Annotated in this window: 28 protein-coding genes; 6 read left to right on the forward strand and 22 right to left on the reverse strand. The window is 62.5% G+C overall.

What is annotated here, in order from left to right; translation table 11 throughout:
• Genes AC1DTQ_RS14485 through AC1DTQ_RS14505 form a run of 5 tightly spaced genes read right to left on the reverse strand, consistent with a single transcriptional unit; the run spans position 1 to position 3,554 of the window.
• Complete coding sequence (locus AC1DTQ_RS14485) at positions 1-807, reverse strand: PDZ domain-containing protein (RefSeq protein ID WP_477850467.1); 807 nt, start codon at positions 805-807, stop codon at positions 1-3.
• A 16-nt stretch (positions 808-823) separates the two neighbouring features.
• Complete coding sequence (locus AC1DTQ_RS14490; protein ID WP_477850468.1) at positions 824-1,252, reverse strand: hypothetical protein; 429 nt, start codon at positions 1,250-1,252, stop codon at positions 824-826.
• A complete protein-coding gene (locus AC1DTQ_RS14495; protein ID WP_477850470.1) occupies positions 1,245-1,787 on the reverse strand; it encodes an RNA polymerase sigma factor in 543 nt (180 codons plus the stop codon). Before AC1DTQ_RS14495 ends, AC1DTQ_RS14490 begins: the two co-directional genes overlap by 8 nt.
• Positions 1,788-1,845: 58 nt before the next feature.
• Positions 1,846-2,550, reverse strand: a complete 705-nt coding sequence (murU, locus tag AC1DTQ_RS14500; RefSeq protein ID WP_477850471.1) for an N-acetylmuramate alpha-1-phosphate uridylyltransferase MurU — start codon at positions 2,548-2,550, stop codon at positions 1,846-1,848.
• A complete protein-coding gene (locus tag AC1DTQ_RS14505; RefSeq protein WP_477850622.1) occupies positions 2,547-3,554 on the reverse strand; it encodes an aminoglycoside phosphotransferase family protein in 1,008 nt (335 codons plus the stop codon). Before AC1DTQ_RS14505 ends, murU begins: the two co-directional genes overlap by 4 nt.
• Positions 3,555-3,634: 80 nt before the next feature.
• Between AC1DTQ_RS14505 and AC1DTQ_RS14510 the strand changes: the two genes are divergently transcribed.
• Positions 3,635-5,041 (forward strand): mannose-1-phosphate guanylyltransferase/mannose-6-phosphate isomerase, encoded by a 1,407-nt coding sequence (locus AC1DTQ_RS14510; RefSeq protein WP_477850472.1) that lies wholly within the window; start codon positions 3,635-3,637, stop codon positions 5,039-5,041.
• Between the two features lie 77 nt (positions 5,042-5,118).
• Here AC1DTQ_RS14510 and AC1DTQ_RS14515 read toward each other — a convergent pair whose 3' ends face one another.
• Complete coding sequence (locus AC1DTQ_RS14515) at positions 5,119-5,409, reverse strand: GlsB/YeaQ/YmgE family stress response membrane protein (protein ID WP_477850473.1); 291 nt, start codon at positions 5,407-5,409, stop codon at positions 5,119-5,121.
• A gap of 61 nt (positions 5,410-5,470) precedes the next feature.
• The gene (locus tag AC1DTQ_RS14520; RefSeq protein WP_477850474.1) at positions 5,471-6,961 is read right to left on the reverse strand and encodes a M20 family metallopeptidase; all 1,491 of its coding nucleotides are present in this window, start codon (positions 6,959-6,961) and stop codon (positions 5,471-5,473) included.
• Between the two features lie 236 nt (positions 6,962-7,197).
• Between AC1DTQ_RS14520 and AC1DTQ_RS14525 the strand changes: the two genes are divergently transcribed.
• Together AC1DTQ_RS14525 and AC1DTQ_RS14530 are read left to right on the forward strand one after the other, a co-directional pair.
• A complete protein-coding gene (locus AC1DTQ_RS14525; protein ID WP_477850475.1) occupies positions 7,198-7,539 on the forward strand; it encodes a ComEA family DNA-binding protein in 342 nt (113 codons plus the stop codon).
• A 272-nt stretch (positions 7,540-7,811) separates the two neighbouring features.
• Positions 7,812-8,396: a HutD/Ves family protein gene (locus tag AC1DTQ_RS14530; protein WP_477850476.1), complete on the forward strand. Its 585-nt coding sequence runs from the start codon at positions 7,812-7,814 to the stop codon at positions 8,394-8,396.
• Between the two features lie 36 nt (positions 8,397-8,432).
• Here AC1DTQ_RS14530 and AC1DTQ_RS14535 read toward each other — a convergent pair whose 3' ends face one another.
• From AC1DTQ_RS14535 to AC1DTQ_RS14605, 15 genes are all read right to left on the reverse strand, one after another.
• Positions 8,433-10,073 carry a flavodoxin domain-containing protein gene (locus AC1DTQ_RS14535; protein WP_477850477.1) on the reverse strand — a complete coding sequence of 547 codons (1,641 nt, stop codon included), beginning with the start codon at positions 10,071-10,073 and terminating at the stop codon, positions 8,433-8,435.
• A complete protein-coding gene (locus AC1DTQ_RS14540; RefSeq protein ID WP_477850479.1) occupies positions 10,070-11,056 on the reverse strand; it encodes an FAD:protein FMN transferase in 987 nt (328 codons plus the stop codon). Before AC1DTQ_RS14540 ends, AC1DTQ_RS14535 begins: the two co-directional genes overlap by 4 nt.
• A 66-nt stretch (positions 11,057-11,122) precedes the next feature.
• Positions 11,123-11,929, reverse strand: a complete 807-nt coding sequence (locus tag AC1DTQ_RS14545; protein WP_477850480.1) for a DUF4198 domain-containing protein — start codon at positions 11,927-11,929, stop codon at positions 11,123-11,125.
• Positions 11,930-11,993: 64 nt separating this feature from the next.
• A complete protein-coding gene (locus tag AC1DTQ_RS14550) occupies positions 11,994-12,509 on the reverse strand; it encodes a DUF2271 domain-containing protein (RefSeq protein WP_477850623.1) in 516 nt (171 codons plus the stop codon).
• A gap of 34 nt (positions 12,510-12,543) precedes the next feature.
• Positions 12,544-13,188 carry a PepSY-associated TM helix domain-containing protein gene (locus tag AC1DTQ_RS14555; RefSeq protein WP_477850482.1) on the reverse strand — a complete coding sequence of 215 codons (645 nt, stop codon included), beginning with the start codon at positions 13,186-13,188 and terminating at the stop codon, positions 12,544-12,546.
• Between the two features lie 88 nt (positions 13,189-13,276).
• On the reverse strand, positions 13,277-13,963 hold the full coding sequence (locus AC1DTQ_RS14560; RefSeq protein ID WP_477850483.1) for a Fe2+-dependent dioxygenase: 687 nt from the start codon (positions 13,961-13,963) through the stop codon (positions 13,277-13,279).
• Positions 13,964-14,042: 79 nt separating this feature from the next.
• Positions 14,043-16,403, reverse strand: a complete 2,361-nt coding sequence (locus AC1DTQ_RS14565; protein ID WP_477850484.1) for a TonB-dependent receptor — start codon at positions 16,401-16,403, stop codon at positions 14,043-14,045.
• A gap of 108 nt (positions 16,404-16,511) precedes the next feature.
• On the reverse strand, positions 16,512-16,844 hold the full coding sequence (locus tag AC1DTQ_RS14570; RefSeq protein WP_477850485.1) for a non-heme iron oxygenase ferredoxin subunit: 333 nt from the start codon (positions 16,842-16,844) through the stop codon (positions 16,512-16,514).
• A complete protein-coding gene (locus AC1DTQ_RS14575; RefSeq protein WP_477850487.1) occupies positions 16,841-17,380 on the reverse strand; it encodes a GNAT family N-acetyltransferase in 540 nt (179 codons plus the stop codon). The genes AC1DTQ_RS14570 and AC1DTQ_RS14575 overlap by 4 nt, the downstream gene beginning before the upstream one ends.
• A gap of 39 nt (positions 17,381-17,419) precedes the next feature.
• Positions 17,420-18,670, reverse strand: coding sequence for a cysteine desulfurase (locus AC1DTQ_RS14580; protein WP_477850489.1), 1,251 nt, complete (start codon positions 18,668-18,670; stop codon positions 17,420-17,422).
• Positions 18,671-18,673: 3 nt separating this feature from the next.
• Complete coding sequence (sufD, locus tag AC1DTQ_RS14585) at positions 18,674-19,936, reverse strand: Fe-S cluster assembly protein SufD (protein WP_477850490.1); 1,263 nt, start codon at positions 19,934-19,936, stop codon at positions 18,674-18,676.
• Positions 19,936-20,700, reverse strand: a complete 765-nt coding sequence (gene sufC / locus AC1DTQ_RS14590) for a Fe-S cluster assembly ATPase SufC (RefSeq protein WP_477850492.1) — start codon at positions 20,698-20,700, stop codon at positions 19,936-19,938. The genes sufD and sufC overlap by 1 nt, the downstream gene beginning before the upstream one ends.
• A 133-nt stretch (positions 20,701-20,833) precedes the next feature.
• Positions 20,834-22,273 (reverse strand): Fe-S cluster assembly protein SufB, encoded by a 1,440-nt coding sequence (gene sufB, locus AC1DTQ_RS14595; protein ID WP_477850625.1) that lies wholly within the window; start codon positions 22,271-22,273, stop codon positions 20,834-20,836.
• Between the two features lie 76 nt (positions 22,274-22,349).
• The gene (locus AC1DTQ_RS14600) at positions 22,350-22,811 is read right to left on the reverse strand and encodes an SUF system Fe-S cluster assembly regulator (RefSeq protein ID WP_477850494.1); all 462 of its coding nucleotides are present in this window, start codon (positions 22,809-22,811) and stop codon (positions 22,350-22,352) included.
• Between the two features lie 69 nt (positions 22,812-22,880).
• Entirely contained in the window at positions 22,881-23,429 is a 549-nt protein-coding gene (locus tag AC1DTQ_RS14605) for a cytochrome C (protein ID WP_477850495.1), read from the reverse strand.
• A gap of 131 nt (positions 23,430-23,560) precedes the next feature.
• On the opposite strand from AC1DTQ_RS14605, the gene AC1DTQ_RS14610 reads away from it, so the two are divergent.
• The 3 genes from AC1DTQ_RS14610 (at position 23,561) to AC1DTQ_RS14620 (ending at position 26,123) form a co-directional block, all read left to right on the forward strand.
• Positions 23,561-24,046, forward strand: a complete 486-nt coding sequence (locus AC1DTQ_RS14610) for an SET domain-containing protein (protein WP_477850497.1) — start codon at positions 23,561-23,563, stop codon at positions 24,044-24,046.
• A gap of 82 nt (positions 24,047-24,128) precedes the next feature.
• Positions 24,129-24,917: a 3-hydroxybutyrate dehydrogenase gene (locus AC1DTQ_RS14615; protein WP_477850498.1), complete on the forward strand. Its 789-nt coding sequence runs from the start codon at positions 24,129-24,131 to the stop codon at positions 24,915-24,917.
• Between the two features lie 9 nt (positions 24,918-24,926).
• Complete coding sequence (locus AC1DTQ_RS14620; RefSeq protein ID WP_477850499.1) at positions 24,927-26,123, forward strand: DUF3734 domain-containing protein; 1,197 nt, start codon at positions 24,927-24,929, stop codon at positions 26,121-26,123.
• Positions 26,124-26,189 lie beyond the last annotated feature (66 nt).

Here is a 26,189-nt window from a genome sequence, read left to right on the forward strand (position 1 = left end):
CTAGCGGCAGGTTTCCGGAACTTTCGCCCAGACCACCGGTTCCCAGTAGGCGTTGTCGCGGATGCTTTGCGCATCCAGCTTGTCCTTGAGCAGGCGCGCGCCGATGCGGTAGCTGATGCCGGGCTCCACGTCGACCACCAGCGATTTGTAGGCGCGCGCCATCGCAAACTTCTTCATCTTCGCGATCTGCAGGAGTTGCGCGGAATTCAGGCGCGCAGGATCGATGAACTCACGCACCACCAGGACATGCTTGCCGGAATGCACACGGTGGCGCAGCGTACGCTGGATCGGCGTGCTACGTCCGTCGACTTGGGTGATTTCAGCTTGAAATACGCCCTTGCTGCGGGGAACGACGCCTTCCGCACTGACATAGCCGCACGACTTGGTGTTTCCCTGCGACGCAGAGTTGGCGGTGTCCGCGCGGCCCGAAAGCACCAGCGTTTTACCGTTGCGCACGGCTTCCACGCGCAGCGCGCCATCGCTTTCCTGCAACGCGTTTTCAATTGCCGATGAAGGTTTTGGCGAGCCGTCTAGGCGATGTCCGTTTATAGCGCGCAATTGGTCGCCCGCTTGCAACCCCAATCGGTCCGCAGCTCCGCCCGGGGTGATCGCAAGAATGGTAACGCCGTTGGCGTTGGGTCTTCGCACATCGACCACTGCGCCCAGTTCATACCGTGTCTGATCGGAAAGGGTGTCGGCCCGTGCATTGGCGACAACGAATCCCGCGGGTTGCTGGCCCACTGCATGGGTGGTCGCCAGCAGGCCCGTACTGAACAACGCGCCGACAAAGAGAGCACGGAACGACATGACGGTAACTCCTGAATCAAATTCCATTGCGCCGGACGGCAGGGCGACCGGACCTTATGCCCGCAAACAACGCATCGCGGGTCACCCACATCGGCGCTATTTCTGCGTCGCTGGCACCGCGGTCGTAGGCCGCCTGCAACGCTTGGTCAAGCGCGCGCAGTTCGGCCTGCGGATCTTGTCCGCTATTGGCTTGTCCACCATCGGTGGACTGTTGCGCGATCCCTTGTTCGTCGCCCTGCGTAGCTTGGGTGCCAGTGAGCATGGGACTGAGCAAAGGCGCCGCCATTACCCCCACAAGCATCAGCGCCGCAATTCCGCCGCCGAGTTTCCGCCGCCGGATTTTCCGCTTGCGTCCGGCTTCCACTCGCCGCCACAGCCTATCGGGCAGCGCGATCTCAGGTAGGGCGTTCAGTCGTTCGCGCAGTTCGGTAGAAAGTTCAATCATCGGTAATTCCTGTTTCCAGATCGTCGCGCAGCCGCGTCAGGGCGCGTGAGACGATCGACTTCGACCAACTCGGGCTGCGGCCAAAACGTTCCCCCAGTTCCGGGTGGGACCAGCCTTCCATTTCATGTAGCCACACTACGGTACGCGCCAGCGGCGGAAGGCGTTGCAGCAGGCCCAGGATTTCCATGTTCTCGGTAGGATCGGTACTGTCGTCGGGCCACGCATCATGGTCGGCCTCCGCCACGAAGCGTTGCTCGCGGCGCAGTCTGTCGATCGCTGCGTTGGCCGCTACTCTTTTCAGCCAAGGCCGTAAGGGCGCGTCGCTGCGCAATCCTGAAAGGAAGCCCAGCATTTTCAAGAAGGTGTCCTGGGTGATGTCCTCGGCCGCCGCGGCATTGCCGGTCAGGCGATACGCCAACGAGTGGATGGCCTTGGCATGCATCCGGTAGAGCTGCGCGAATGCGGCGTGGTCGCCCCAGCGTGCCTTGCGTACCAGCGCGGCTTCTTCAGGATTGGCTTCTGGGGCGGGATGCATTGCAGGAGGATACGGATACGGAGCGCCTTGCGTCGCAAACCCTGCCGATTGGGCGTAGTCAATCGGGCGTGGTCAGTCGTCGATCCAGTTCCTCGAGTCGCTGCGGCGTGCCTACATCGGTCCAGCGGCCGCCGTGATATTCGCCACCGATCATGCCGGACGGCATATGCGTGCGCAGCACCGGGGCCAAGCGGAAGCGCGGCGGTTCCTCCTGCGCACCGGCGTCAGTGACGATGTCGCGCCAGCTTTGCAGCAATTGCGGCCGGTACACGCCGAGTCCCGCATAGGTAAGCAAATGCGGGCCATCGGCGCGTACGTGGCCGTTCTCGTCGAGGGCGAAGTCGCCATGGGTGGCCTGAACCGGGCGGTCCACCATCACCAAATGCGCCAGTCCTTCCGGTTCACGCGGAAGGTGAGCAAAATCGTAGTCGGTCCAAATATCGCCATTGACCAGTAGAAAGGGGGCGTCGCCCAACAGAGGCAGGGCGTGCAACAGGCCGCCCCCGGTTTCCAAGGGCGTTTTGCCTTCATAGGAATAGGCGATACGCAGACCCCAGCGTTCGCCGTCGCCCAGTGTTCGCGGAAATTGCTCGGCCAGCCAACTGGTATTGATCACCACTTCGCGCACGCCGGTTGCAGCGAGTTTTTCCAGGTGCCAGACGATCAATGGTTTGCCGCCTGCCGTCAGCAGCGGCTTGGGCGTGTGCTCGGTCAGCGGGCGCATGCGCTCGCCCAGCCCAGCGGCGAAAATCAAAGCCTTCATGCGGAGGCCTTCGAGCGCAAGGCTGGTTTGATCCTGGTTTTCAGCAGATTGGCGAGCGGCTGCAGTTCCGGATAGCGCGGCAGTACTTCATCCAGGTAAGTGACGAACCGCGGCACGTCCGGCAGGTATTTCGCTTTGCCGTCTCGATAGTGCAAGCGGGCGAAGATGCCCAGGATCTTGAGATGGCGCTGCACTCCCAGCCAGTCCGCGTCACGCTGGAATTGCGTTAGTGTCGGCACCGGCAATCCTGCGGCGCGCGCGCGCTGGTGATACTGCGCCAGCCAGCCATCCACCCGCGCCAACGGCCAGCTGAGGAAGGCGTCCTTGAACAGGCTGATCGCGTCGTAAGCGACCGGGCCGCGCACGCAGTCCTGGAAATCCAGCACCGCCAGTTCCGGTTTCGTGGGCATAAGGTTGCGCGGCATGAAGTCGCGATGAGTCAATACCTGTGCCTGTATTAGCGCGTTGTCCATTAGCCGGCGCTGGACGAGCTGCAGGTTCTCCGAGTCCTTGCAATCCAGAGCCAGGCCCAGGTGGCGGCCCAAAAACCATTCCTCGAACAGACCCGCGTCGCGTTGCAACAGCGCCTCGCCGAATTCGCCCATATCCGCAGGTGGGACAATCGATTGCAGCCGCAGCAGCTGGCTGATGGCTGCCTCGAAATATTCGTCGGCGTTCGCAGGGTCGAGGACCTGGGCCAAGGTCGGTCCTCCCAGATCTTCCAGCAACAGAAAACCGGCGTCCACATCGCGCGCCAACACCTGCGGCACTCGCACGCCACCACGCTCCAGAAGATCGTGCATGCGCAGCCATGGCCGCACATCCTCCAGGTCGGGGGGCGAATCCATCACGATGCGGTTCGGGCCTGCGCCCGTGCTGCGCCAGTAGCTTCGGTGTCCCGCATCTACCGACGCACGCTGCAGGCTCGCATCGGCGTCGCCAAGGGCGCGTCGTGCCCAATCCAGACGGGTGGATTCGCGCTCATCATGATGTAAAAAGTCCAACGTCATCCGATTTATCCGGATCAAAAGGCTGTTAAGGTCGACAGGGTAAACTGCGCCGCCCATTACTAGCGAGGAAATGCATGGCTCTTCTGCAGCCTGTTTTGTTGTCGGGTGGTTCTGGCACGCGACTTTGGCCATTGTCGCGTGAGGCTTACCCGAAGCAGTTCCTACCGCTGGTAGGCGATGACACCATGGTGCAAGCGACCTGGCGCCGGGTGGCGCCCCTAGCCAGCGCCGCGCCGATCATAGTGGCGAACGAAGAACATCGGTTCCTGGTGGCCGAACAATTGCGCCAGATTGGTGCACCCGTGCCTGCCATCCTCCTTGAACCCGTGGGCCGCAATACCGCGCCGGCAATCGCGGCCGCGGCTTTGCAGGCCCTGGCGGGGGGGCAAGACCCATTATTGCTGGTACTGCCGTCGGACCATGTGGTGCGTGATCCGGCCGCGTTTCGCAATGCCGTGATGGAAGTCGTCGCGGTCGCGGAGGCCGGTGCGCTGGTGACTTTCGGCATCATGCCGGATGCACCGGAGACCGGCTTCGGTTACATCCAGTCGGAAAAAGGATCCGGCCCGCAGAAAGTGCTGCGCTTCGTGGAAAAACCGGATGAAGCGACCGCGCAGTCGTACTTGGACGCTGGCAGTTACTACTGGAATAGCGGCATGTTCCTGTTTCGTGCCAGCCGCTACCTGGAGGAGCTGCGCAAGTTCCGGCCGGATATCGTGGACGCGGTCACCCTTGCATTCGATTCCGCACAACGTGACGGCGATTTCGTCCGTCTGGACAAAGAAGCCTTCACCGCCAGTCCGGCCGATTCAATCGACTACGCAGTGATGGAGAAGACCGCCGATGCCATGGTTTTACCGGTGGATATCGGCTGGAACGATGTCGGCAGCTGGTCGGCCCTGTGGGACGTGGCCGACCACGATGCCGACGGCAATTCCCACCACGGCGATGTGATCGCAGTGGACACCCGCAACAGCTATGCCTATGCACAGCGTCTGGTGGCGCTGGTGGGGGTGGACGATATCGTGGTGGTGGAAACCGACGATGCGGTGCTGGTGGCGCGCAAGGATCGAGTGCAGGAAGTAAAGCAGGTGGTCGCCCGGTTGAAGGATGCGCAGCGAAGCCAGGCAGTCCTTCACCGTGAAGTGCATCGTCCCTGGGGCAGCTACGATTCCGTGGATGTGGGCACGCGCCATCAGGTCAAACGAATCAAGGTCAAGCCGGGCGCGCAGCTGTCGCTGCAGTCGCACCGGCACCGCGCCGAGCACTGGATCATCGTCAAGGGCATCGCCAGGGTGACCCGCGACAACGATGTGTTCGAACTTTTCGAGAACCAGTCCACCTATATTCCCATCGGTGCGAAGCATCGTTTGGAGAATCCAGGCACCGAGTGGCTGGAATTGGTCGAGGTGCAGTCCGGCGACTATCTGGGCGAAGACGACATCGTCCGCTACTCGGATATCTATGGCCGTAGTGGCTGATTGGCAGGAATAGAGCGGACCGCCAAAACAGAACGCCCGCTTGCGCGGGCGTTCTGTTTTTTTAGCGAAGAGCGTGATCAACGCGGCGGCAAAGCGCCACGCTTCTTGCCACGGAGCAGGCCGACGATCAGCAGGATCACGATGGCGCCGATTAGCGCGCCGATGAATCCTGCCGCTTGTCCTGGGGCGTACCAGCCCATTTGCTGGCCGATGAAACTGGCCAGCACCGCGCCGGCGATGCCCAGCAGAATGGTCAGGATAATGCCCATGCCGTCATTGCCTGGCTTGAGGAAACGTGCAAGCAGACCGACGATGAAGCCGATGAAGATGACGTAGAGCCAGCTACCGCTACCGAGCAGACCTTCCATTACGCACTCCCCTTGGGTTAGGTGTGGCGGAGATTAGCAGCCCGCCACACCGCTGTCAGGCTCAGCAGCAACCGTGCTCGCCGTGCTGGTCGCCGCCGGCCACCGCGGCCACGCCGGTGGTTTCGCCACGCACGCTGGCGCCGTGATGATCGGCGATGACCTTGGCCACGCAGGCGGTAACGCGCTTGCCCATGGGGATGTGCAGGAACTCGTTGGGACCGTGCGCATTGGAATGCGGCCCCAGCACGCCGGTGATCATGAACTGGGCGCCAGGGAATTTTTCGCCCAGCATGCCCATGAACGGGATGGTTCCGCCTTCGCCCATGTACATCGCCGGCTTGCCGAACGCAGCCTGCGAGGCGGCTTCGATGGCGCTGGACAACCATGGCGAGAGCGCGGGCGCATTCCAGCCACTGGACGCCTTTTCAAGCGCAAGCTCAACTTGTGCGCCATAGGGCGGATCGCGGAGCAGCAATTCTTTCAATATCTCGCCGCCGCGCTTGCCATCCAGTGTCGGCGGCAGGCGCAGCGACAGCTTCACTGCGGTCTGCGGACGAAGCACGTTGCCGGCCGACTCCAGTGGTGGCAAGCCATCGGCGCCGGTGATCGACAGAGCAGGACGCCAAGTGCGGTTGAGCACCAATTCGGTCAGGTCGTCGGCCATCGGCTTCATGCCCGGCAGGAACGGGAATTTGTCGTAGACCTCGTCGCCCAGTACGCCGGCCACCTTGGCGGCTTGTTCCCGACGTTCCTGCGGGATGTCGACGGACAAGCCTTCCGGCTTGATCTTTCCGGTGGCTTCATCCTCAAGTCGCGAAATCAGTTCGCGCAGGACGCGGAAGCTGGACGGCACGATGCCCGAGGCGTCGCCGGAGTGCACGCCTTCGGACAGCACCTTGACCGAGAAATTTCCGCCAGCCATGCCGCGCAGCGAGGTCGTGCACCACAGCTGGTCGTAGTTCCCGCAGCCCGAATCCAGACATACCACTAGCGAGGGTTTGCCGATGCGCTCGGCGAGATGATCAACATAGGCGGGTAGGTCGTAGCTGCCGGATTCCTCGCAGGCCTCGATCAGGATCACGCAGCGCGCATGCGGCACGCCCTGTTCCTGCAACGCCTGGATCGCGGCCAGCGAACCGAAGATGGCGTAGCCATCGTCGGCGCCGCCACGGCCGAACAGCTTGTCGTCCTTGAGCACTGGGATCCACGGTCCCAAGCCGCTGTCCCAGCCGGTCATCTCGGGCTGCTTATCCAAGTGCCCGTACAACAGCACGGTATCAGCGCCGGTTTCAGGGCCGCTGGCCGGGATCTCGATGAAAATCAGCGGGGTGCGGCCTTCCAGTCGCACCACTTCCAGGGCCATGCCCGGTATGGATTGCTTGCGTGCCCAGGACTCCATCAGCTTGACCGCATCGTCCATGTAGCCGTGGGCCACCCAGTCCTTGTCGAACATCGGCGACTTGTTGGGGATGCGGATGTATTCGACCAGCTGGGGGACGATTTCGTCATCCCACAACCCGGAAACGAAACGGTCGATCTTGGCGGTGTCCATGGATTCTCCAGTGCCCTTGTCAATACGCCGATTCTACGCCCGTGCATGTTGGGCAGTCGTTGAAGCGGAACGCCGGGTAGGAATTTCCCTACGCCACGGCGGGGCTTCCACCGGCATCGCCGGCAGGACTAAGGCGATATTTTGACCGTGCCCTGGAGCGGAGACTGTTCACACCGGCGGACGGAACAGATTCCGGCCCCGGCGAACCCTAACCCATCGCCACAAGGAGAGTTGCCATGAAATCGTTCGCCATCATCCTCAAATCCCTCGCGTTGTCGTTGCTGCTGGCCACAAGTGCCTATGCCGCCGACAAGGTCAATATCAACACCGCCGATGCGGCCACTATCGATGCGGTATTGGTCAATGTCGGTCCCGCCAAAGCGCAAGCCATCGTCGACTACCGCAAAGCTAATGGCGTGTTCAAGAGCCTGGAAGAACTGGCCATGGTCAAGGGCATCGGCCTGAAGACGGTGGAAAAGAACCGCGATCGCATCGAGCTGGGACGCACGGCGGCGGTCCAGAAGAATGCGCCGGCGGCGGCAACGGCAAGCAAGGCCAAGCCAGTCGCGCGACGCTAATCGAATATCCCCACGTCCCGGCCGGTGCAGGAAGCGCAGGCGGGGCCAAGGGGGCAGGAAGCCAGGGGGACAACGGCAAGGACGCCTACAAGGATGTGCTTACACGCAGGCAGCAACCTCGGTTGCCTGGAAGGTAACGGGGCAGGAAGCCGCAAACATCGGCAGGAAGCCTACAAGGAAGTCACCATCGCCCGGCCGCACATTGGATGTGCAGCCGGGCGATGTCTTTTCTGGCGGTTAAACTCCTCTCAGATCCAATGAGGAATCGATGCATGCTGGACAGGTCCCGGGTCATAGCGGCGAACGAATACCGGCGCGAGCGTTGGAAGAACGGCACCGGCTGGACACGAGAGATTCTCCGTATGCCGGATCAGACGGACTGGAACTGGCGTCTTTCGATCGCTGAGATCGAGCGTGATGGGCCGTTCTCGGTTTTCCCTGGCGTCGACAGAGAACTCGTGCTGATACATGGCAACGGCCTACGCCTGCGCTTTTCGGACGGAGAAGTGCGCGAACTGCAACCGCCGCACGGCCGGATTCGTTTCGCGGGCGAGCGCGATGTGAACAGCGAACTCCTGGACGGGCCTACCCACGACTTCAACCTGATGTGGCGACGCGATGCCGTGGTCGCCGAGTTGCTGCATCGCCCATTGGTGGGGCCGATGCTGTTCTTTACCGAGCCCGGAGTCGCCTGGGCGATCCATCTGCTGGCCGGGCAGGCAAAGTTCGACCAGGCGTCGGAGTTGCCACCACTGTGGGCTGGCGACACTGCGTTGCTGGTGGATGGGGAAAAGCGTGGACGCTATGCGCTGGAAGGCGGTGGAGAACTTCTCGCGATCAAGCTGATGCAGCGGTAAGAAGAAGCGTCTGGCGCGCCTTCATGGAACAGGCGGTCAATAGACGTCGCGGCGATAGCGACCTTCGGTCAACATGCTTTCTACGTTCGCATCACCGAGTATCTGCCGCAGCGCGCCGTCCACGCCTGGCGCCATGCCGGCAAGACTTCCGCAGACATAGATAGAAGCGCCCGCCTCGACCCATTCGCGCAGAGGGTCGGCCGCGGCCAACAGCTTTTTCTGCACATAGACAGATTCGGTCTGGTCGCGCGAGAACGCTAGGTCCAGGCGCTCGATGTGGTTCTGCGCCTGCCATAGCAGTATCTCGTCGCAGTAGAAGAAGTCGCGATCGGAGTTGCGCTCCCCGAACAGCAGCCAATTGCGCTGCGCGCCGACCGCGATGCGATGCTTAAGGTGCGCGCGTAATCCGGCAATACCTGTGCCGTTGCCGATCAGGATCATGGGTTTGGCAGGGTCCGGCGCATGGAAGTTGGGATTGCTGCGCAAGCGCAGTGCGATCTCTCCACCCACAGGGGCATAGTCGCAGAGCCAGCCGCTGCCGATGCCTGGGGTTCCGTCGGCACGCAGCAATCTGCGCAGAAGAATGTGCAGGCTGCCATCGCTGGGCAGCGACGCGATGGAATACTCGCGATGCGGCAACGGCTTCAAGGTCTCGGCCAAAGCTTGCGCGTCCCTATCGCGGATTTCATCGAGGGCAGGCAGATGAGAGCCAGCCAGCAGTTCGGCAAGCGATTGCGGCTGCCCGTCGATCATGATGCTGGCGTCTGCGGCGATACCGGCCTGACCAAGCAGTGCTGCGACAACCAACGGGGAATGGCGCGGCCCGATCTCGGCGATGTCACCGGCGACCCAGTGGCCCACCGATTCCGTGGGTGGGGTCATGGCCAGGTGGAATGCGCCGCCACCCACGCTGCCCGGATTGAGCTCGCGTCGTTCGACCAACGTCCACCGCTCGTAGCGCGGCTGCGTCCAATCGGGCAGGTCGGTCACGCCGCTCAGCTGGCCGAGATGGTGTTGCCAGTGGCGCAATGCGCTTTCGTCGGCATTGTCGACTTCGACTATATCGAACAAGGACTGTGCACCGTGCTGCCGCAGCCAGTTATCCAGTTGATGGCCGAAACCGCAGAAATGCTCGTATTCGCGATCGCCCAGCGCAAGTACGGCATAACGCAGATGCCCAAGCGCTGCCGGTTGCCCCATTACGTCGCGCACGAAAGCCAGCGCTTGGTCCGGTGGGTCTCCCTCGCCGGTCGTGCTGGCGACAAAAAGCGCACGACTGGTCGTGGCCAGCGTTGCGTTGTCGACTTCGCCGATGGCGCGGAATTTCACCGCCAGTCCCGAACTGCGCAGGCTCTCCGCGCTGCGTTCGGCCAGTTGCTGCGCGAAGCCGGTCTGGCTGGCATGGATTATCAGCATGAGCGAGTCCCGAGTCGCGGCATTGGAGGTATCGTCGTTCGTCGTGAGCGTACGGGATCGCCAAAGGATGGCGGCACAGAACAGAAGGTAGGAAAACAATGCGATCGCCGCACCGATCCAGCGATCCGTGCGGGGCATTGCGGGCCACCAATCGCCTTGCTGCAGGGTGAAGAACGCGGCGGCGATCGACACCAGCAACGCCAGCGATGCGAAATTCCCCCAGAACGTTCGCGAACGCCAGGACGCTGTATCGCTGTTCACGCGGGCAACCGTGCGCGAAAGGCGTCGGTCATGCTTTCGATCGGTCCGCACTCGCCGCGCATGACGAATCTTGCGGCGATATTCCGTTGTTGCGCGAACTGGTGGCCAGCTTCGGCCCCCATCACCGTCAATGCCGTCGCCCATGCATCGGCATGCATGGCGTCGTCAGCGATGACGGTGACCGCGGCAGCTGCGGTTTCCACTGGTTTGCCGGTGCGCGGATCCAGGGTGTGCGAATAGCGGGTTCCGTCCTGTTCGAAGGCGTGCCAGCGGTCGCCCGAGGTGGCCACCGCGATGTCATCGAGCGCGATCACGCAGGCTGTCCCCTCATCGGATTCCGCATCGGGCGCCGCTTCAACCAGTATTTGCCACGCCGAGCCATCCGCTTTGCGACCATAGCCGTACAGTTCGCCTCCGACTTCGATCAACGCCGCGGCGATGCCTCTATCGCGTAGGTGACGGGTCACCAGATCCACGCCATAACCCTTGGCGATGGCGGAAAGGTCCAGTTGCACGCCGCCGGGCTGCAATGCGCTCATATTCTCCGAACGTAACAGGATGCGCTGCCAACCGAGACGGGCCTGCGCCGACCCCAGCTCGCCTTCGCCTGGAATCCGATATCCGCTTTGTGCCGGACCGAACCCCCAGGCGTCGACTAAGGCTCCGATAGTGGGGTCGTATGCGCCATCGCTTTCGCGCGCCGTTTCCATTGCGCAGGAGAGCACCGCGAAGAACTCCGGCGGCAGCGGCAGCCACGTATTCGCGACGGAGCGGTTGAAGCGACTGATGTCCGAATCCGCTTCCCAGGTGCTCATCTGCGCAACCACGCAATCCAGACGCATCTGTATTCCAGCATGCACTGCATGCAGATCCGCGCGCGGCGACGCCACCAGCTTCACGCACCACGACGTTCCCATGGTTTCGCCATGAAGCGTGTGGACGGAAGCCGGTGTGGGGGTGTGGTTGGCGGCGGCAATCGTCATCGGAATTCGCCGCCGCACTCTCCCGCTTTGTTTATCAGCAGGCGAGAGCGGCGGCCTTGTTCGTAATTACTGGGGCAGCACTTCCAGCGTGGCCACGTAGCTCAGGCGACGTTGCTTGGCCTGGGGCAGGGAAGTATTGGTGTCTTCCGATACGGTTTCCAGCCAGTACATGCCCGCTTCGGGCCAGGCCACGCTGAACTCGCCGTTGGCATCGGTCTTGGCTTTGATCTCTTCCTGCGCATTGCGATAGCGGGTGCCGCCGCGCACGATCTCGACCTCCAGGCCGACCGCAGGCTTGCCGTCGATCTGCAGCTTGAACTTGGCCTGCTCGCCCGCGACCAGGTCGTTGGGATGGGTCACCGGGACCAGCTCGATGCCTTCGCCCACCGGCTTCAGCGCAGTGTCGTTCGGCGAACCGTTGGTCACGAAAGTCTCTACGCGGCCCACCGACTGCGTGACCTTCAGGTCCTTGGCGTCCTTCGGGACTTCGCTGGCGAATGCCGCAGCCGTGCCCCGCCAGCGCTTGGGCTTGCCGCCCTCGTCCCAACTTGCAGACAGGCCGCTATTGACCATCGCGATGCGATAGGTGCCTTGCTGTTTCAGCTGTACGTCGAACACGCTGCGGTATTTGCCGGTCGCTCCGTTCTGCGCGTCGACCTTGCTGCCATCCGGCGCGGTGATGGCCAGACGTTCCAGCGGCAGCGGTACGTGGTTGAAATAGAACAGGTCGTTGGAGACGGCGGCGTCCACGGTCACCCAGGGATCGGCACCGGCCAACACGGTTTCCGACGGCTGCAACCAGGCCTTGTGCGCCATGGCGGTGAAGGGCATGACGGCGAGCGAAAGGACGAGTGCGAGTGCGGTGCGTTTCATCGATGACTCCAGCAAAGGTGGGAATGGATTCGACACTAATTTAGGAACGAGAATGTTTTCCGTATCAGGGCTTGACGGCTAGGGTCACCGCGCCGATCTCGCTGCTGCCCTGCGCCTTGCCGGACTGCTGCGCTTTGGCCGGCCAGGTAAAGGGAATCTTGACCAGTTCGCGTCCGCCTACTTCGCGCGCGGCTTCGATTACGAGCGTGTAACTGCCGGGCGCGAGCTTCGCCAAAGCGGGCTGCTTGTCGGTGAACTTCAACGCATGCTTGCCCACCGGCCGCGTTGGTCCCGTCACGCCGTCCACCGGCACTTTCAGGCTGCGGCCGGACTTGCGCCACCACTGGCGTAGGTCAGGTAACCACTTGGTGCCATGACCCTCTTTGGTGTCCTTCATCTGATACCAAACAGAAAGATCTGCGGCGACTTTCTGGTCGGCGCCTTCCAGCCAAATCGCGACATACGGGCGATGGTATTCGGCCACATTCAATTGTGGAATTTCGACGCTGAGGTTCAGTTCTGCCGCATAGGCGGGAAGCGCCAACGCGCCGCTCAGGGCGATGGTCAGCTTGGTGGCGATGTTGATCTTGGACATTGGGTCGCTCGATGAGGAATTAGTGAATGAAGAGCAGGGCAAGCAGCAGCGGCACGATCAATCCCAAGCCGACATACGGCCAGGTCATGCGCCGCTGTTTGGCGTGCATTTGCAGCAGGAACAGACCGGTGACGCAGAACACCAGGCAAGCGATGGCGAACAGGTCCAGGAACCAGCCCCATGCCGGTCCCGCGTTGCGGCCCTTGTGCAGGTCGTTGAAGTAGGAAATCCAGCCGCGCTCGGTGCGCTCGAATTCAACCGCGCCGGTGCTGCGGTCGACACTGAGCCAGGCGTCCGCGCCAGGAGTGGGGAGGGACAGATAGATCTCTTCCGTCGACCATTCGGCCGGGCGCGAGCCGATGGAAATGCCAAGCTCGTCGCTGAGCCATTCCACGCTGGCTTTCGGCAAGGGCGCATTGCCTTCTACCCGATTGCCAAGGCCGGCGAGCAGTTCCGGCGACAGCTTGGCGGTTCGGTTGACGACTTCCGGCTTGGCTTCGATTTTCGACGCATGATTGAGAGTGATGCCCGTAGCGGCGAACAACAGCATCCCGATCAGGCAGACAGCCGAACTGATCCAGTGCCACTGGTGCAGCGTGCGCAACCAGAAGCCGCGCCGTTGCTGGGTGCTGGAGATGTCCGTGGAGGAGGAGTTGCGCGACAAGCGGTGGTACCGGGAGGGCGGACAACCGCTATTACAGCATAGATGAGAATCACTCTCAATTAGTGCGAGCGGTCATTCCGGTCGCGCTTCAGACTTCGGTCCATTGCCGCAGGAGGTTGTGATAGACGCCGGTCAGTTGCACCAGGGCGGGGTGATCCGGCAGTTCTTGGGTCAGGCGGCGGATCGACACGTCCAAGTCGAACATCAGCCGGCGCTGCCCGTCGTCACGCACCATGCTCTGGATCCAGAAGAAGGACGCCAGCCGCGTCCCGCGGGTGACCGGTGTGACCTTGTGCAGACTGGTGCCCGGGTACAGCACTAGGTGTCCCGCCGGCAGTTTAATGCCGTGGGTGCCGTAGGTGTCTTCGATGATGAGCTCGCCGCCGTCGTAGTCCTCGGGCGCCGAAAGGAAGAGCGTAGCGGACAAATCGGTACGTACCGCTTCCGGTGCGCCGCGGCTGCGGTCGTAGCGCACTGCGTTGTCCACATGGAAACCGAACGATTGCCCCCCCGCATAGCGATTGAACAGTGGTGGATAGACACGTTTCGGCAATGCGGCGGAGAAGAAGGTACTGTTGCGCGACAGCGCTTCGAGCACGGCCGCTCCCAATTCACGCGCTAAAAGCGAGTCCTCCGGCAACTGGGCGTTGTCCTTGGCCTTGGCCGACTGGTAGCCGGCGGTGACGCGGCCATCGGCCCAGTCGGCGACCTCCAGCCGTGTGCGAAACGAGGCCACTTGCTCGGCATTGAGGACGTCGGGAATGTTCAGCAGCATCGGCAGTAGCCTCGACCATGAAAAAAAGCCCCGCCCATTGTGCATGGGCGGGGCCGCAGTGTGTTGCGTCACGCGCGGATCAGAAAGTGAAGGTCGCCGACAGCACCGCCGAACGGCCTTCGCCCGGGGTCGCCCAGCCGTTGTTGCGGATGCGCGTGTAGTACTCCTCGTCGAACAGATTATTGACGTTCAACTGCAGGCCGATGCTGTCGTTTACCTGGTACCCGATCATGGCGCGGTGGGTCCAATAGTCCGGAGTCTTGTACAGCGCGGTTTCGGAAACCACGTTGTTGCTGACCACGATATAGCTGTTGTTGAGATAGAACTCGCCTTGGTAGGTCGCGCCGTAGCCGAAGGTCCAATCGTTCAGACGATAGGTCGTCCACAGACTGGCCGAGTGTTTCGGCGTACTGGTGAGCGGATTGCCCTTGAGCGGATCGGGATATGCGGCGGAATTGACGCAAGCTGCACTGGGGTTCGCACGGCAGAATTCCGAAACGCCGCTGAGCACTTCGCTGTCGAGGTAAGTGTAGTTGGCGAACACCGACCATTCCCGGGTGATGTTGCCGGCCACGCCCAGGGCTAGTCCTTGTACGCGCGCCTTGCCGTCCAGCTGCTGTTCGCCGGTGGGATTGGCCGGATTGCCCGGATCGGCGACCTTGTAGTTCTCGCGCTCATTGCGGAATAACGCGGCGTTCAATGCCAAGCGGCTGTCCAGCAGCTCCCACTTGGTGCCCAGTTCGATATTGACCGCGGTTTCGGGATCGACTTCGCAGGTCGCCGCCGTGCACGCGCCATTGACCGAGGCTTTAGACGGGGTCTTGGAGTTGGCGTAGGCGAGATACACGGTGCCGTTCTGCACGGGCTTGAACACCAGGCCGGCGCGATAAGAGAACAGGTCGTCCTCGTTCTCGAACACGTTCTTGCCGTTCACCGTACCGATGGGACCCGTGGGGCCAGCCACCGTGTTGACAACCCAAATACCGCTGTCGCCTTCGTTATGTTCGTAACGTGCGCCAAGGTTGAGCGACAACTTGTCGTTGAACTTTAAAGTGTCGAACAAGTACACGGCCTGGTTACTCAACGTGCCGGTGGTGCGTCCAACCAGGGTTTTGTTGATCGGGCCGGCATAGAGCGAGTCCGGATTGTAGATATCCATGAACGGCAAATGGTTGGGCGCAAGGTAAGGATTGCTGCCGTCCGCATTGCGGAACAGGTTGCTGGTATCCAGGTCGAAGGTTTCCTGCGAGAACGACACGCCCACGACCAGGGCATGTTCGACCGAACCGGTGTTGAAGTGCGCGGTCAGATCGGTTTGGCTGATAGCGATGGCGTTGCTGGTGTCGCGTACATAACCGCGCGGACCAGTGGGCATGTACTGCCCGACGGGAACGGTAATCGCGGCGGCTCCGGTTCCAACCGTGCATGACGTCCCGGTGGGAGTCAGGTTGTTCGGCATGCACCAGGTGCCCTGGGTGGCGTCGACCGTGGAGACCTGGTCCACCTTCTGGTAGCGCGACAGGCTGCGCAACGTCACCTGATCGTTGAAATCGTGCTCGAACACGCCGGTTAGCATGTCTACATCGATTTCCTGCTCGTCCACGTTGTGGTAACCGTAATAGTTGCTGGAGTCCACGCCGGGCAACGGACCGTCGTAGAACGCATTACGGTAGTAAGGCACGCCGTATTGCGGCGTGTTTTCGTCGCTCTGGTGGAAGTAGCTCAGGGTGAAGCGGGTGTCCGAACCCAATCCGAACGCCACCGACGGCGCGAAGCCCCAGCGCTCGAACTTCTCGTAGTCGCGGCCCGGCACGTCGTTCTGGTGCGCCATCGCATTCAGGCGCACGGCAGTGCCGTTGTCCAGGTCGAAATTGCTGTCGGCGGTGACACGTCCGTAGCCATCGGTGCCGGCACCGAGGGTGAAGGCGTGCGAATCGATTTCGTGCGCGGTCTTGCTGACCAAGTTGATGCTGCCGCCGACCGAACCAGCACCCGAATATACCGAGTTGGCGCCGTTCACCAGTTCTATCGAATCCAGGTTGAAGTTGTCGGTGCGGCTGTACTGCGCGCTGTCGCGCACGCCATCGGTGGTGATGTCGCTGTTGGCGGTAAAGCCGCGTAGGTTGATGCTGTCGCCGTAGCCGCCGCCGCCTTCGCCCGCGCCGAACGTGATGCCCGGCAGCGTGCTCAGCACGTCGCGCAGACCGATCAGACCTTGCTGGTCCATCGTGGCCTTGTTGACCACGGTGATGGTCTGCGGGGTATCGAGCAGTGCCTCGGTGTATTTCGGCGAGGAAGGTTTGTCGATCTTGGCGCCCTGGACCTCGACGGCGTCCAACTCCGTGGCGGACTTGTCCGGTGCCAAGTCGGCGAGAGCCGGGGTGGAAATAACCAGCAGTAAGGCGGCGGCAAGGGGGGAGAGGCGCAGCGTGGAATTCATTCTTGGCTCGAGGTGGTGGGGCTGAGCCCCGGTCAAGCGACAATGTTAATGAGAATGATTCGCGGTTACAACTATTTATTCACAATTGAGGACGCTCCGACCATGTCCTCAGTCGCGGTCGTCGCGGGTCCAGATGGCGTCATGCTCCAGCTTGACCGGAAATTTGGGTACGCCGGTATAGGCCGGTGCGCACAGCGGCGCACCATTGCGGATGTCGAACCGTGCGCCATGCAGTACGCATTCGACGGTGGCTTCCTCGGCGTCGTAGTTGCCGGCCGAGAGTTCGAAATCCTCGTGGCTGCACTTGTCCTCAAGCGCGTAGTACTCGCCATCGTAATTGAACACGACGATCGGCACCGAGGTCACTTCATCCCAGGCAGTCTTCATTTCTCCGGGAAGCAGTTCGCTGATTGCGCAGACGAAGGTCCAGGCCTCGCTCATGCGGCGTTACCAGCCAGGGATTTTTCCAGGACCTCGAAGCGCAAGTCGTCGCGCTTGGGAGTGCCGTAGCGCTCGTCGCCGTACGGGAAGGGCTTGGTGACGCCGGTACGGCGGTAGCCGCGGCGTTCGTAGAAGGCGATCAACTCATCGCGGATGTCGATCACGGTCATGCGCATCGCCGGTAGCTTCCATTCGTCGCGGGCGATGCGTTCGGCTTCGGCCAGCAAAAGCTTGCCCACGCCGCCGCCCTGCAGATCGGGCTTGACCGAGAACATGCCGAGATAGCCGGCGCCGTCATCTTGCGCGACGTGCACACAGGCCAACAATTGCGCTTCGCGCTCGGCGATGACTATCAAACTGCGTTGGCGCTCGATGTCCTTGCGCAATACTTCGGAGTCGATGCGCTGTCCGTCGAGCAGGTCGGCCTCGGTGGTCCAGCCCTGTTTGCTGGCGTCGCCCCGGTAGGCGGAAGTCACCAGCATTACCAGGGCGTCGATGTCCGCGAGCGTCGCGTGGCGGAAAGTAAGGTCTGTCATGGCGGAATTTTACCCGCTTTCCGACAGGTCGTAAGGAGATCAGGCCAGCAGGCTGCGTGCCTTCTTCAACGCGACCACGAACCGCTCGATCTCGTCGTGCGTGTTGTAGAACGCCAGCGAGGCGCGGCAAGTCGCCGCGACACCCAGGGATTGCAGCAGGGGATGGGCGCAATGCTGACCGGAGCGGATGGCGACGCCTTCCAGATCCAGCAGGGTGGCCAGATCGTGCGCGTGCGCGCCTTCGATAAGAAAGGAGATCACCGCCGCCTTGCCCGGTGCGCGCCCGAAGATGCGCAGACCATCGATCTTCAAGAGTTCTTCGGTCGCGTGGGCGAGCAGCTCGTTCTCGCGTGCTTCGATATTCGCCATGCCGACCGCTTGAAGGTAGTCCACCGCGGCGCCCAGGCCGATGAAGCCGGCGATGTTGGGCGTGCCGGCCTCGAACTTGTGCGGGGCATCGTTGAACACCGTGCCGTCGAAACTGACCTCGCGGATCATCTCACCGCCACCGATGAAAGGAGGCATCGCTTGCAGATGCTCGCGCCGGGCCCACAAAGCGCCGGTGCCGGTGGGGCCGCACATTTTGTGGCCGGTGATGGCGTAGAAATCGCAGCCGATGGCGGCGACGTCCAGAGCGCGGTGGGGCGCAGCCTGAGAGCCGTCGACCACGGTCACGATGCCGCGCCTACGAGCCTCGCGACAGATCTCGCGAACCGGGTTGACCGTGCCTAGCACATTGGAGACGTGGGCGAGGGCGAGCAGCTTCACGTCCGCGGTCATCGCCGCATACAGCGCCGGCAGATCGAGGCTTCCGTCCGCAGTCAGCTCGGCGACCTTGATGCTGGCACCGGTTCGTTCGGCGACCAGCTGCCAGGGCACGATGTTGGCATGGTGTTCCATGCGCGACACCAGGATGGTGTCTCCGCTCTTCAATCGCGGCAACGCCCACGAATAGGCCACCAGATTGATCGCGAAGGTGGTGCCGCTGCAAAGCACCAGTTCGTCCGCACGAACGTTGAGGAAGCGGGCCAGTTTGCCGCGTGCGCCTTCGTAAGCGTCGGTCGCTTCGGTGCCGAGGGTGTGCACGGCACGGCTGACGTTGGCGTTGTGGCGGCGATAGAAATCGTCTATCGCTTCGATCACCGAAGCGGGTTTCTGGCCGGTGTTGGCGCTGTCCAGATAGATCAGCGGTTTGCCCTGGATTTCCCGGGTCAACAGCGGAAAGTCGGCGCGGACGCCCTCCCAGTCGGGCGCGGAGATAGTTGTCGGTGCGGAGCGCGGAGCGTTCATGGCTCAGGCAACTCCCGCAGTCGTCAATGCATCGTCCAGTCGCGCAGTCAACATCGCGGCGACAGCAGTATCGGAGACCAGCGCCAGCGGTTCGCGGCAGAAGGCGGCGGTGAGCAGCTGCTGGGCCAGGTCTTCCGGCAGGCCGCGCGAACGCAGATAGAACAACGCATTCGCATCCAGACGGCCCACCGTGGCGCCGTGTGCGGCCTTCACTTCATCGGCGTGAATTTCCAGCACCGGCTGGGTATCGATCTCCGCGCCTTCGGAGAGCAGCAGATTTTTGTTGGAAAGCATGGCGTCGCTGCCATCGGCTCCTTCGCGGATCAGGATGCCGCCGTGGAAGACGGCGCGCCCGCGGCCTGTGCCCAGTCCGCGCCAAGTGAGTTCGCAGGAGGTATCGCGGGCGATATGTTCGATGCCCAGGCGGGTGTCGACATGCCGCCGGCCGCCGGCCAGCAATACGCCATTGGAGACCAGACGCGCGTTGTCGCCTTCCAGTCGCACATTCAATTCGTGGCGCGACAAGGCGGCGCCAAGCTCCAGGTCGACGCGATGGTACTGGGCGTCGCGCCCGAGCACCGCATCGGTGCGCAAAAAGGAGGTCGCGCGTTCGCTGTCGTGCTGGATGCGCGCATGCGTTAGCGACGCGCCGCGTGCGAGATGCACATGGGTAAGGGTATTGGCGAAGTGCGCATGCGGGCCGACGGCAAGATGGTGTTCCACCAGCGACAGGTGCGCCCCTTCGCGCAACTCGAACAGGTTGCGCACGTGCCAGGCGCGGTCGGCCCCGTCCTCCGCGCCGACGAAGACGAGATGCAGCGGCTTTTCGCCGGCCGTATCGGTCTCGGCGCGTAGCACGACGCCTTCACTGGCGAGGGCAGCATTGAGGCGAGCGAAGATTTCGTCGTGCCGCTCGAAACGGCGCGCAAGGAACCGCGCGGAGTCGCCGCCGGTAGTCAGCACTTCGGAGAGCAGCTGCAGGCTGACGCCCCGTGGTAGATCGTCCGTGGCGGACAGTCGCGGCGAATAGCGGCCGTTGACGAAAACGATACGAGGCGAAGGAATACCGACGAGCGTTTCGATCCCTATTTCCAGCACCGAATCGGCGGCTACGAAGTTGCGACGCTCCAGCGCGCGCAGCGAAGTGTATTTCCAGGACTCGCTGCGCGGACCGGGCAAACCGTCGCGCAAGGCGTCGTCCAGCACGTTGCGACGGGAAGCGTCGCCGTTGAAAGTGCTGGCTAGGGAGTCGAGCAAGGTGCTCATTACGCCGCCTTCTCTGGTGTGACCCGATCCTTCAGCCATGCGTAACCATGCGCTTCCAGCTCTAGCGCCAGTTCCGGCCCCCCGCTTTCCACGATGCGGCCACTGGAAAGCACGTGGACCACATCCGGTTTGATGTAATCGAGCAGGCGCTGGTAGTGGGTGATGACCAGGAAAGCGCGATCCGGCGAACGCAGCGCGTTGACGCCCTCGGCGACGTTCTTCAGCGCATCGATGTCCAAGCCACTGTCGGTTTCGTCCAGGATCGCCAGCTTCGGTTCCAGCACGGCCAGTTGGAAGATCTCGTTGCGCTTCTTCTCGCCGCCGCTGAAGCCTTCGTTGACGCCGCGATGCAATAGTTCGTCTTTCAGATGCAGCACGGCCAGCTTCTCCCGCACCAGCTTGAGGAACTGCATGGAATCCAGCTCGCCTTCTCCGCGTGCCTTGCGCTGGGCGTTGAGCGCGGCGCGCAGGAAGTAGGTGTTGTTGACGCCCGGTATTTCCACGGGGTACTGGAAGGCAAGAAACACGCCTGCGGCAGCGCGTTCTTCAGGTGCCAGCTCTAGCAGATTGTTGCCCTCGTAGGTCACCGAGCCTTCGGTGACCTCGTAGCCGTCGCGCCCAGCCAGGATGTTGCCCAGCGTCGACTTGCCGGCGCCGTTGGGGCCCATCAGCGCGTGCACTTGGCCGGGCTTCACTTCCAGGGTGAGGCCTTTGAGGATTTCTTTGCCGGCGACGCGGGCGTGGAGGTTTTCGATCTTCAGCATTTCGGTTTCCAGTGATTTGTTGAACCCCTCTCCCGCATGCGGGAGAGGGCAGGGGTGAAGGCGTTCGAATCGAAAGGCGCCCTCATCGGGCCTTCGGCCACCTTCTCCCGTCAGCGGGAGAAGGGTATGGGTGTCAGCCGACTGATCCTTCCAGCGAAACTTCAAGCAACTTCTTCGCCTCCACCGCGAATTCCATCGGCAGCTCGCGGAACACCTGTTTGCAGAACCCATCGACGATCAGCGAAACCGCATCTTCCTGGCTGATGCCACGCGCGCGGCAATAGAACATCTGGTCGTCGGAGATCTTGGACGTGGTCGCTTCGTGCTCGACGATGGCGTCGGGATGCTTCACTTCGATGTAAGGGAAGGTGTGGGCGCCGCACTTTTTCCCGATCAACAGGCTGTCGCACTGGGTGTAATTGCGCGCCCCGGCGGCGGATTTCTCCACCTTCACCAGACCGCGGTAGCTGTTCTGGCCGCGGCCGGCGCTGATGCCCTTACTGACGATCTTCGACTTGGTGTTCTTGCCGATGTGGATCATCTTGGTGCCGGTGTCGGCCTGCTGGCGGTGATGGGTGAGGGCGACGGAATGGAATTCGCCGGTCGAGTCGTCGCCTATCAGCACGCAGCTGGGGTATTTCCAGGTGATCGCCGAACCGGTTTCCACCTGCGTCCAGCTGACTTTGCTGCGCGCGCCGCGGCATTCGGCGCGTTTGGTGACGAAGTTGTAGATGCCACCCTTGCCGTTCTCGTCGCCCGGGTACCAGTTCTGCACGGTGGAGTATTTGATCTCCGCGTCTTCCAGCGCTACCAGTTCCACCACCGCGGCGTGCAGCTGGTTTTCATCGCGCATGGGCGCGGTGCAGCCTTCCAGGTAGGAAACGTAGCTCTTGTCCTCGGCGATGATCAGGGTGCGCTCGAACTGGCCGGTGTGGCCGGAATTGATGCGGAAATAGGTGCTCAACTCCATCGGGCAGCGCACGCCCTTGGGAATGAATACGAAGCTGCCGTCGGAGAACACGGCAGCGTTCAATGCGGCGAAGTAGTTGTCGCCGGTCGGCACCACGCTACCCAGATACTGCTTGACCAGTTCGGGGTGCTCGCGCACGGCTTCGCTCATCGAGCAGAAGAGGATGCCTTTCTCGGCCAGTTCCTTGCGGAAGGTGGTGCCGACGGAAACCGAATCGAACACCGCATCCACCGCCACGCCGGCGAGTTTGGCGCGCTCATGCAGCGGCACGCCCAGCTTGTCGTAGGTGTCCAGCAGTTCCTTCGGTACTTCGTCCAGCGAGGCGTACTTGGCCTTGGGCGCGGAGTAATAGCTGACCGACTGCAGGTCGATCGGCGCGATGTTCAACTTCGCCCAGTGCGGTACCGGCATGGTCAGCCAGTGACGGTAGGCGGCCAGCCGCCAGTCGGTCATCCACTGCGGCTCTTCTTTCTTGGCCGACAGCGCGCGCACCACGTCCTCGCTGAGGCCGGGCTCGAAACTGTCGGACTCGATATCGGTAATGAAGCCGGCGTCGTAGCGACGGCCGAGCTGCTCGACGATTTCGGCATTCTTTGCCGGGATCGCTTTGGTGGGCGTTGCCTGGTTAAGGGCTGTCTGGTTAGGGACTGCTTCGGTGGCCACGGGGCTGCCTACGTTCTTAGCTGGTGGCGACTTGCACGGCGATGTAACGTCGCGCGGCGTCGGTGGAAGAGGAGGAGAGCGGTTTCAGCATTTGCGCCAGGGTCACGCCGCGCAGGGCGTCGGCGACCACGTCGTTGATCAGCCGCCAGTTGGCGCGCACGCCGCACTGGTGGGCGATGCCGCAATGGCTATCGTGCTGGCTGCATTCGGTCATCGCCAGCGGCCCTTCCATGGCCTCGACGATCTCGATCAGGGTGATTTCGGCGGCATCGCGGCTGAGCCGGTAACCGCCGTGCACGCCGCGCAGGCTGGTGACCAGCCCGGCCTGGGCCAGGGGCTTGAGCAGCTTGCTGACGGTAGGGGTTTCCAGGCCGGCGGTTTCGGCCAGATCGGCCGCACTCAGCACGTCGGCCGGGCGTGCGGCGAGCACGGTCAGGACAACGGTGGCGTAATCGGTGAGCTTGGTGACGCGGAGCATGGCGGGGCGGGTTCTGAAAGCGTACCGAAATTGTACGCTTTAAGGTCCTCCCGGCCAAGCCGGGGTTGTTCAGGGAAGGGAGGCGGTCTTGACGGCCTGGGTGTCGGGCTTGGTGCCGTCGGCGGGGGCCGCGGGCAAGACCAGTTGGAAATAGGGCGGCGGCGGTTGCTGGCCGGGCGGCAAGTAGGCCGGCGAAGCCTGCCCGGCGGGGCCCAGAGCAGCGATGAAGCGGTACAGGGCACGGCGGTCTCCTGCGGACAGCTCGCGGACCGTGAAGTCGGGCATGGGCGGGCGGGTATGGAAGGCGCCGCTGTAGGCCAGCCATTCGGCCTCGCTCATCTTCGACAGGCTCAGGCGCAAGTTGGAGGCGTAGGTGGTACCCCAAGGCCCCATGAATCCCTGGTCCGACCCGGTCAGCCATTGTTCCTTCGGCAGTTTGCCGCCGCTGGGCGCGTAGCCGGGTGTGTGGCAGTCGTTGCATCCGCCCACCTTCACCAGATACTCGCCCTTGGCCAGCAAGTCGGTGGCGGGTTCGACGATGGCTTTCGGAGCGGCGGCAGGCTGGCAGGCGGCCAGCAGCGAAAATAGGGAAAGCAACAGGAAACTTCTCGTTCGCATGGCGGCGGGCTCTTCGGGCAATGCCATCAAAACGCAGCCCTTGCCGCGAACAGGACACTCGCCGCCGCCGCATGCATGGCGATCAAGCGCCGCGCAGGCGACAATGGGGGCAACCCACGTTGGAACTACCCATGCCCCGCAAGATCGAAGCCCGTCAGTCCGACATCCATGGCAACGGCGTTTTCGCCATCGCCGACATAAAGAAGGGTGAACAAGTCGTCGAATACAAAGGCAAGCGCCGCACCCACGCCGAAGTGGACAAGGACGACGCCGGCGACGTCGAATCAGGCCATACGTTCCTGTTCACGCTCAACGATGATTACGTCATCGACGCCAATTACAAGGGCAACAAGGCGCGCTGGATCAATCATAGCTGCGATCCCAACTGCGAGGCGGTGATCGACGAACACGAAGGCAAGAACCGCAAGAAGGACCGCGTGCTGATCGAGGCGATCCGCAACATCAAGCCGGGCGAGGAGCTGACCTACAACTACGGCATCACCCTGGACGAGCCGCATACCGCGCGCCTGAAGAAGGTCTGGGAATGCAAGTGCGGGTCGAAGAAGTGCACGGGAACGATGCTGCAGCCCAAGCGCAAGGCCAAGACCGACAAGTAAACGCATCGGACGCAAGTACGATGTTGTAACGCGCGGATTGCGACACTATGGCGGTCACCCCACACCTCCAGGAGTCAACAGCATGGGTTCCCCACTCGAAGGCAAGGTCGCCGTCGTCACCGGCGCGGCCAGCGGCATAGGCAAGGAAATCGCGCATACCCTGGCCGGGGCAGGCGCGAAGATCGCCATCGCCGATCTCAACTTGGCCGGTGCGCAGGCCGTCGCCGACGAGATCATCCTGGCCGGCGGCACGGCGATGGGCGTGGCGATGGACGTCACCGACGAGGCCGCGGTCAACGCGGGCATCGCTCACGCGGTCGAACAGCTGGGCCCGGTCGACATCCTCATCTCCAACGCCGGCATCCAGATCATCAACGCGATCGAGGACTACGCCTATTCCGACTGGAAGAAGATGCTGGCCATCCATCTGGATGGCGCCTTCCTAACCACCAAGGCCGTTTTGCCGCACATGTACCAAGATGACCGTGGCGGCGTAGTGATCTACATGGGCTCAGTGCATTCGCATGAGGCCTCGCCGCTGAAATCAGCCTACGTCACCGCCAAGCATGGCCTGCTGGGCCTGGCGCGCGTGTTGGCGAAGGAAGGCGGCAAGCATGGCGTTCGCGCCAACGTGGTCTGCCCCGGTTTCGTGCGCACACCGCTGGTGGAGAAGCAGATTCCGGAGCAAGCCAAGACCCTGGGCATCAGCGAGGACGACGTGGTCAAGAAGGTGATGCTGGGCCAGACCGTCGATGGCATCTTCACTACGGTGGAAGACGTGGCGCAGACGGTGAAATTCTTGTGCGAATTCCCCAGCAATGCGTTGACCGGACAGAGCGTAGTGGTCAGCCACGGCTGGTACATGCAGTAGGCGCCGGTCGTGGTCGTCAAGCGCGTCGGAAAAAAATCAGTAGCCAAGCGCGCGCCCGCGCGCGGCAAGAAAGCAACCGCCACGCCGGAGAACGTCGCCCTAGTCCTACAGGGCGGCGGTGCGTTGGGTGCTTACCAAGTGGGCGTTTACCAGGGCCTGCATGAAGCGGGCATCGTGCCGAATTGGATCGCGGGCATTTCCATCGGTGCGTTCAATACCGCCTTGATCGCCGGCAATCCGCCGGAACGGCGCATGGATGCGTTGCGCGAATTCTGGGAAACCATTTCCCAGCCTTATCTGTTGCCGGCAACGACGCTGGGACAAGAAGCGCGTTTCGCCGAGATCAATGAAGATTCGCGCGCCTGGTTGGATGCCTGGGAAGCCTGGCGCGCGATGGTCGAGGGTCAGCGCGGTTTCTACCAGCCGCGCAGCTGGTTCGGCGAGGATCCGTTCACCGCGCCCGGTCCGACTCACGCAAGTTGGTACACCACCCAGCCTATGGTCGAGACGCTGGAACGCATGGTCGATTTCGACCGGCTCAACGACGGCGGCATCCGGGTTTCGGTCGGTGCGGTGGATGTGGCCAGCGGCAACCTGGAGTATTTCGACAACGCGCATATGCGCCTGGACGCGCGCCACATCCTGGCCTCGGGCGCACTGCCGCCGGCCTTTCCTGCGGTCGAGATCGACGGACATTATTTTTGGGACGGCGGGCTGGTCTCCAACACGCCACTGTCGCAGGTGTTCGATTCCGAGCCGCGCCAGGATTCGCTGATTTTCCAGGTGGATCTTTGGAACGCGCAGGGCGAGTTGCCGCAGAACCTGCTGGACGTGGCCGAGCGCGAGAAGGAAATCCAGTATTCCAGCCGGACCCGCACCATCACCGACATGCAGCGCCTCGGCCAGCATTACCGGCGGTTGTTGCGCGAACTGCTCGAGGAAATTCCCGCCGAGGTGCGCAAGAAGAATCCGTGGTGCCAGCGCGCAGAACAACTGGCCTGCAACCGCCGCTACAGCCTCATCCACCTCATTTATCGCGACCGCGCACGCTTCGGCCATTTCAAGGATTATCAGTTCGGCCGCGTGGCCATGCGCGAGCACTGGCAATCCGGACTCGCCGATATCGGCCGGGCGCTGGCGCATCCCGAGTGGCTGGAACTGCCGAAAGGCGAGAATGCCTTCGTTACCCACGACGCCACGGCCTGATCCTTCTGCGTGATGCAGGAAAGAACGAAAAGGTTGCAATGACTAACGGGAGGGGCGGGCCGCTTC

The organism is Pseudoxanthomonas sp. P4_B2 (assembly GCF_056402315.1).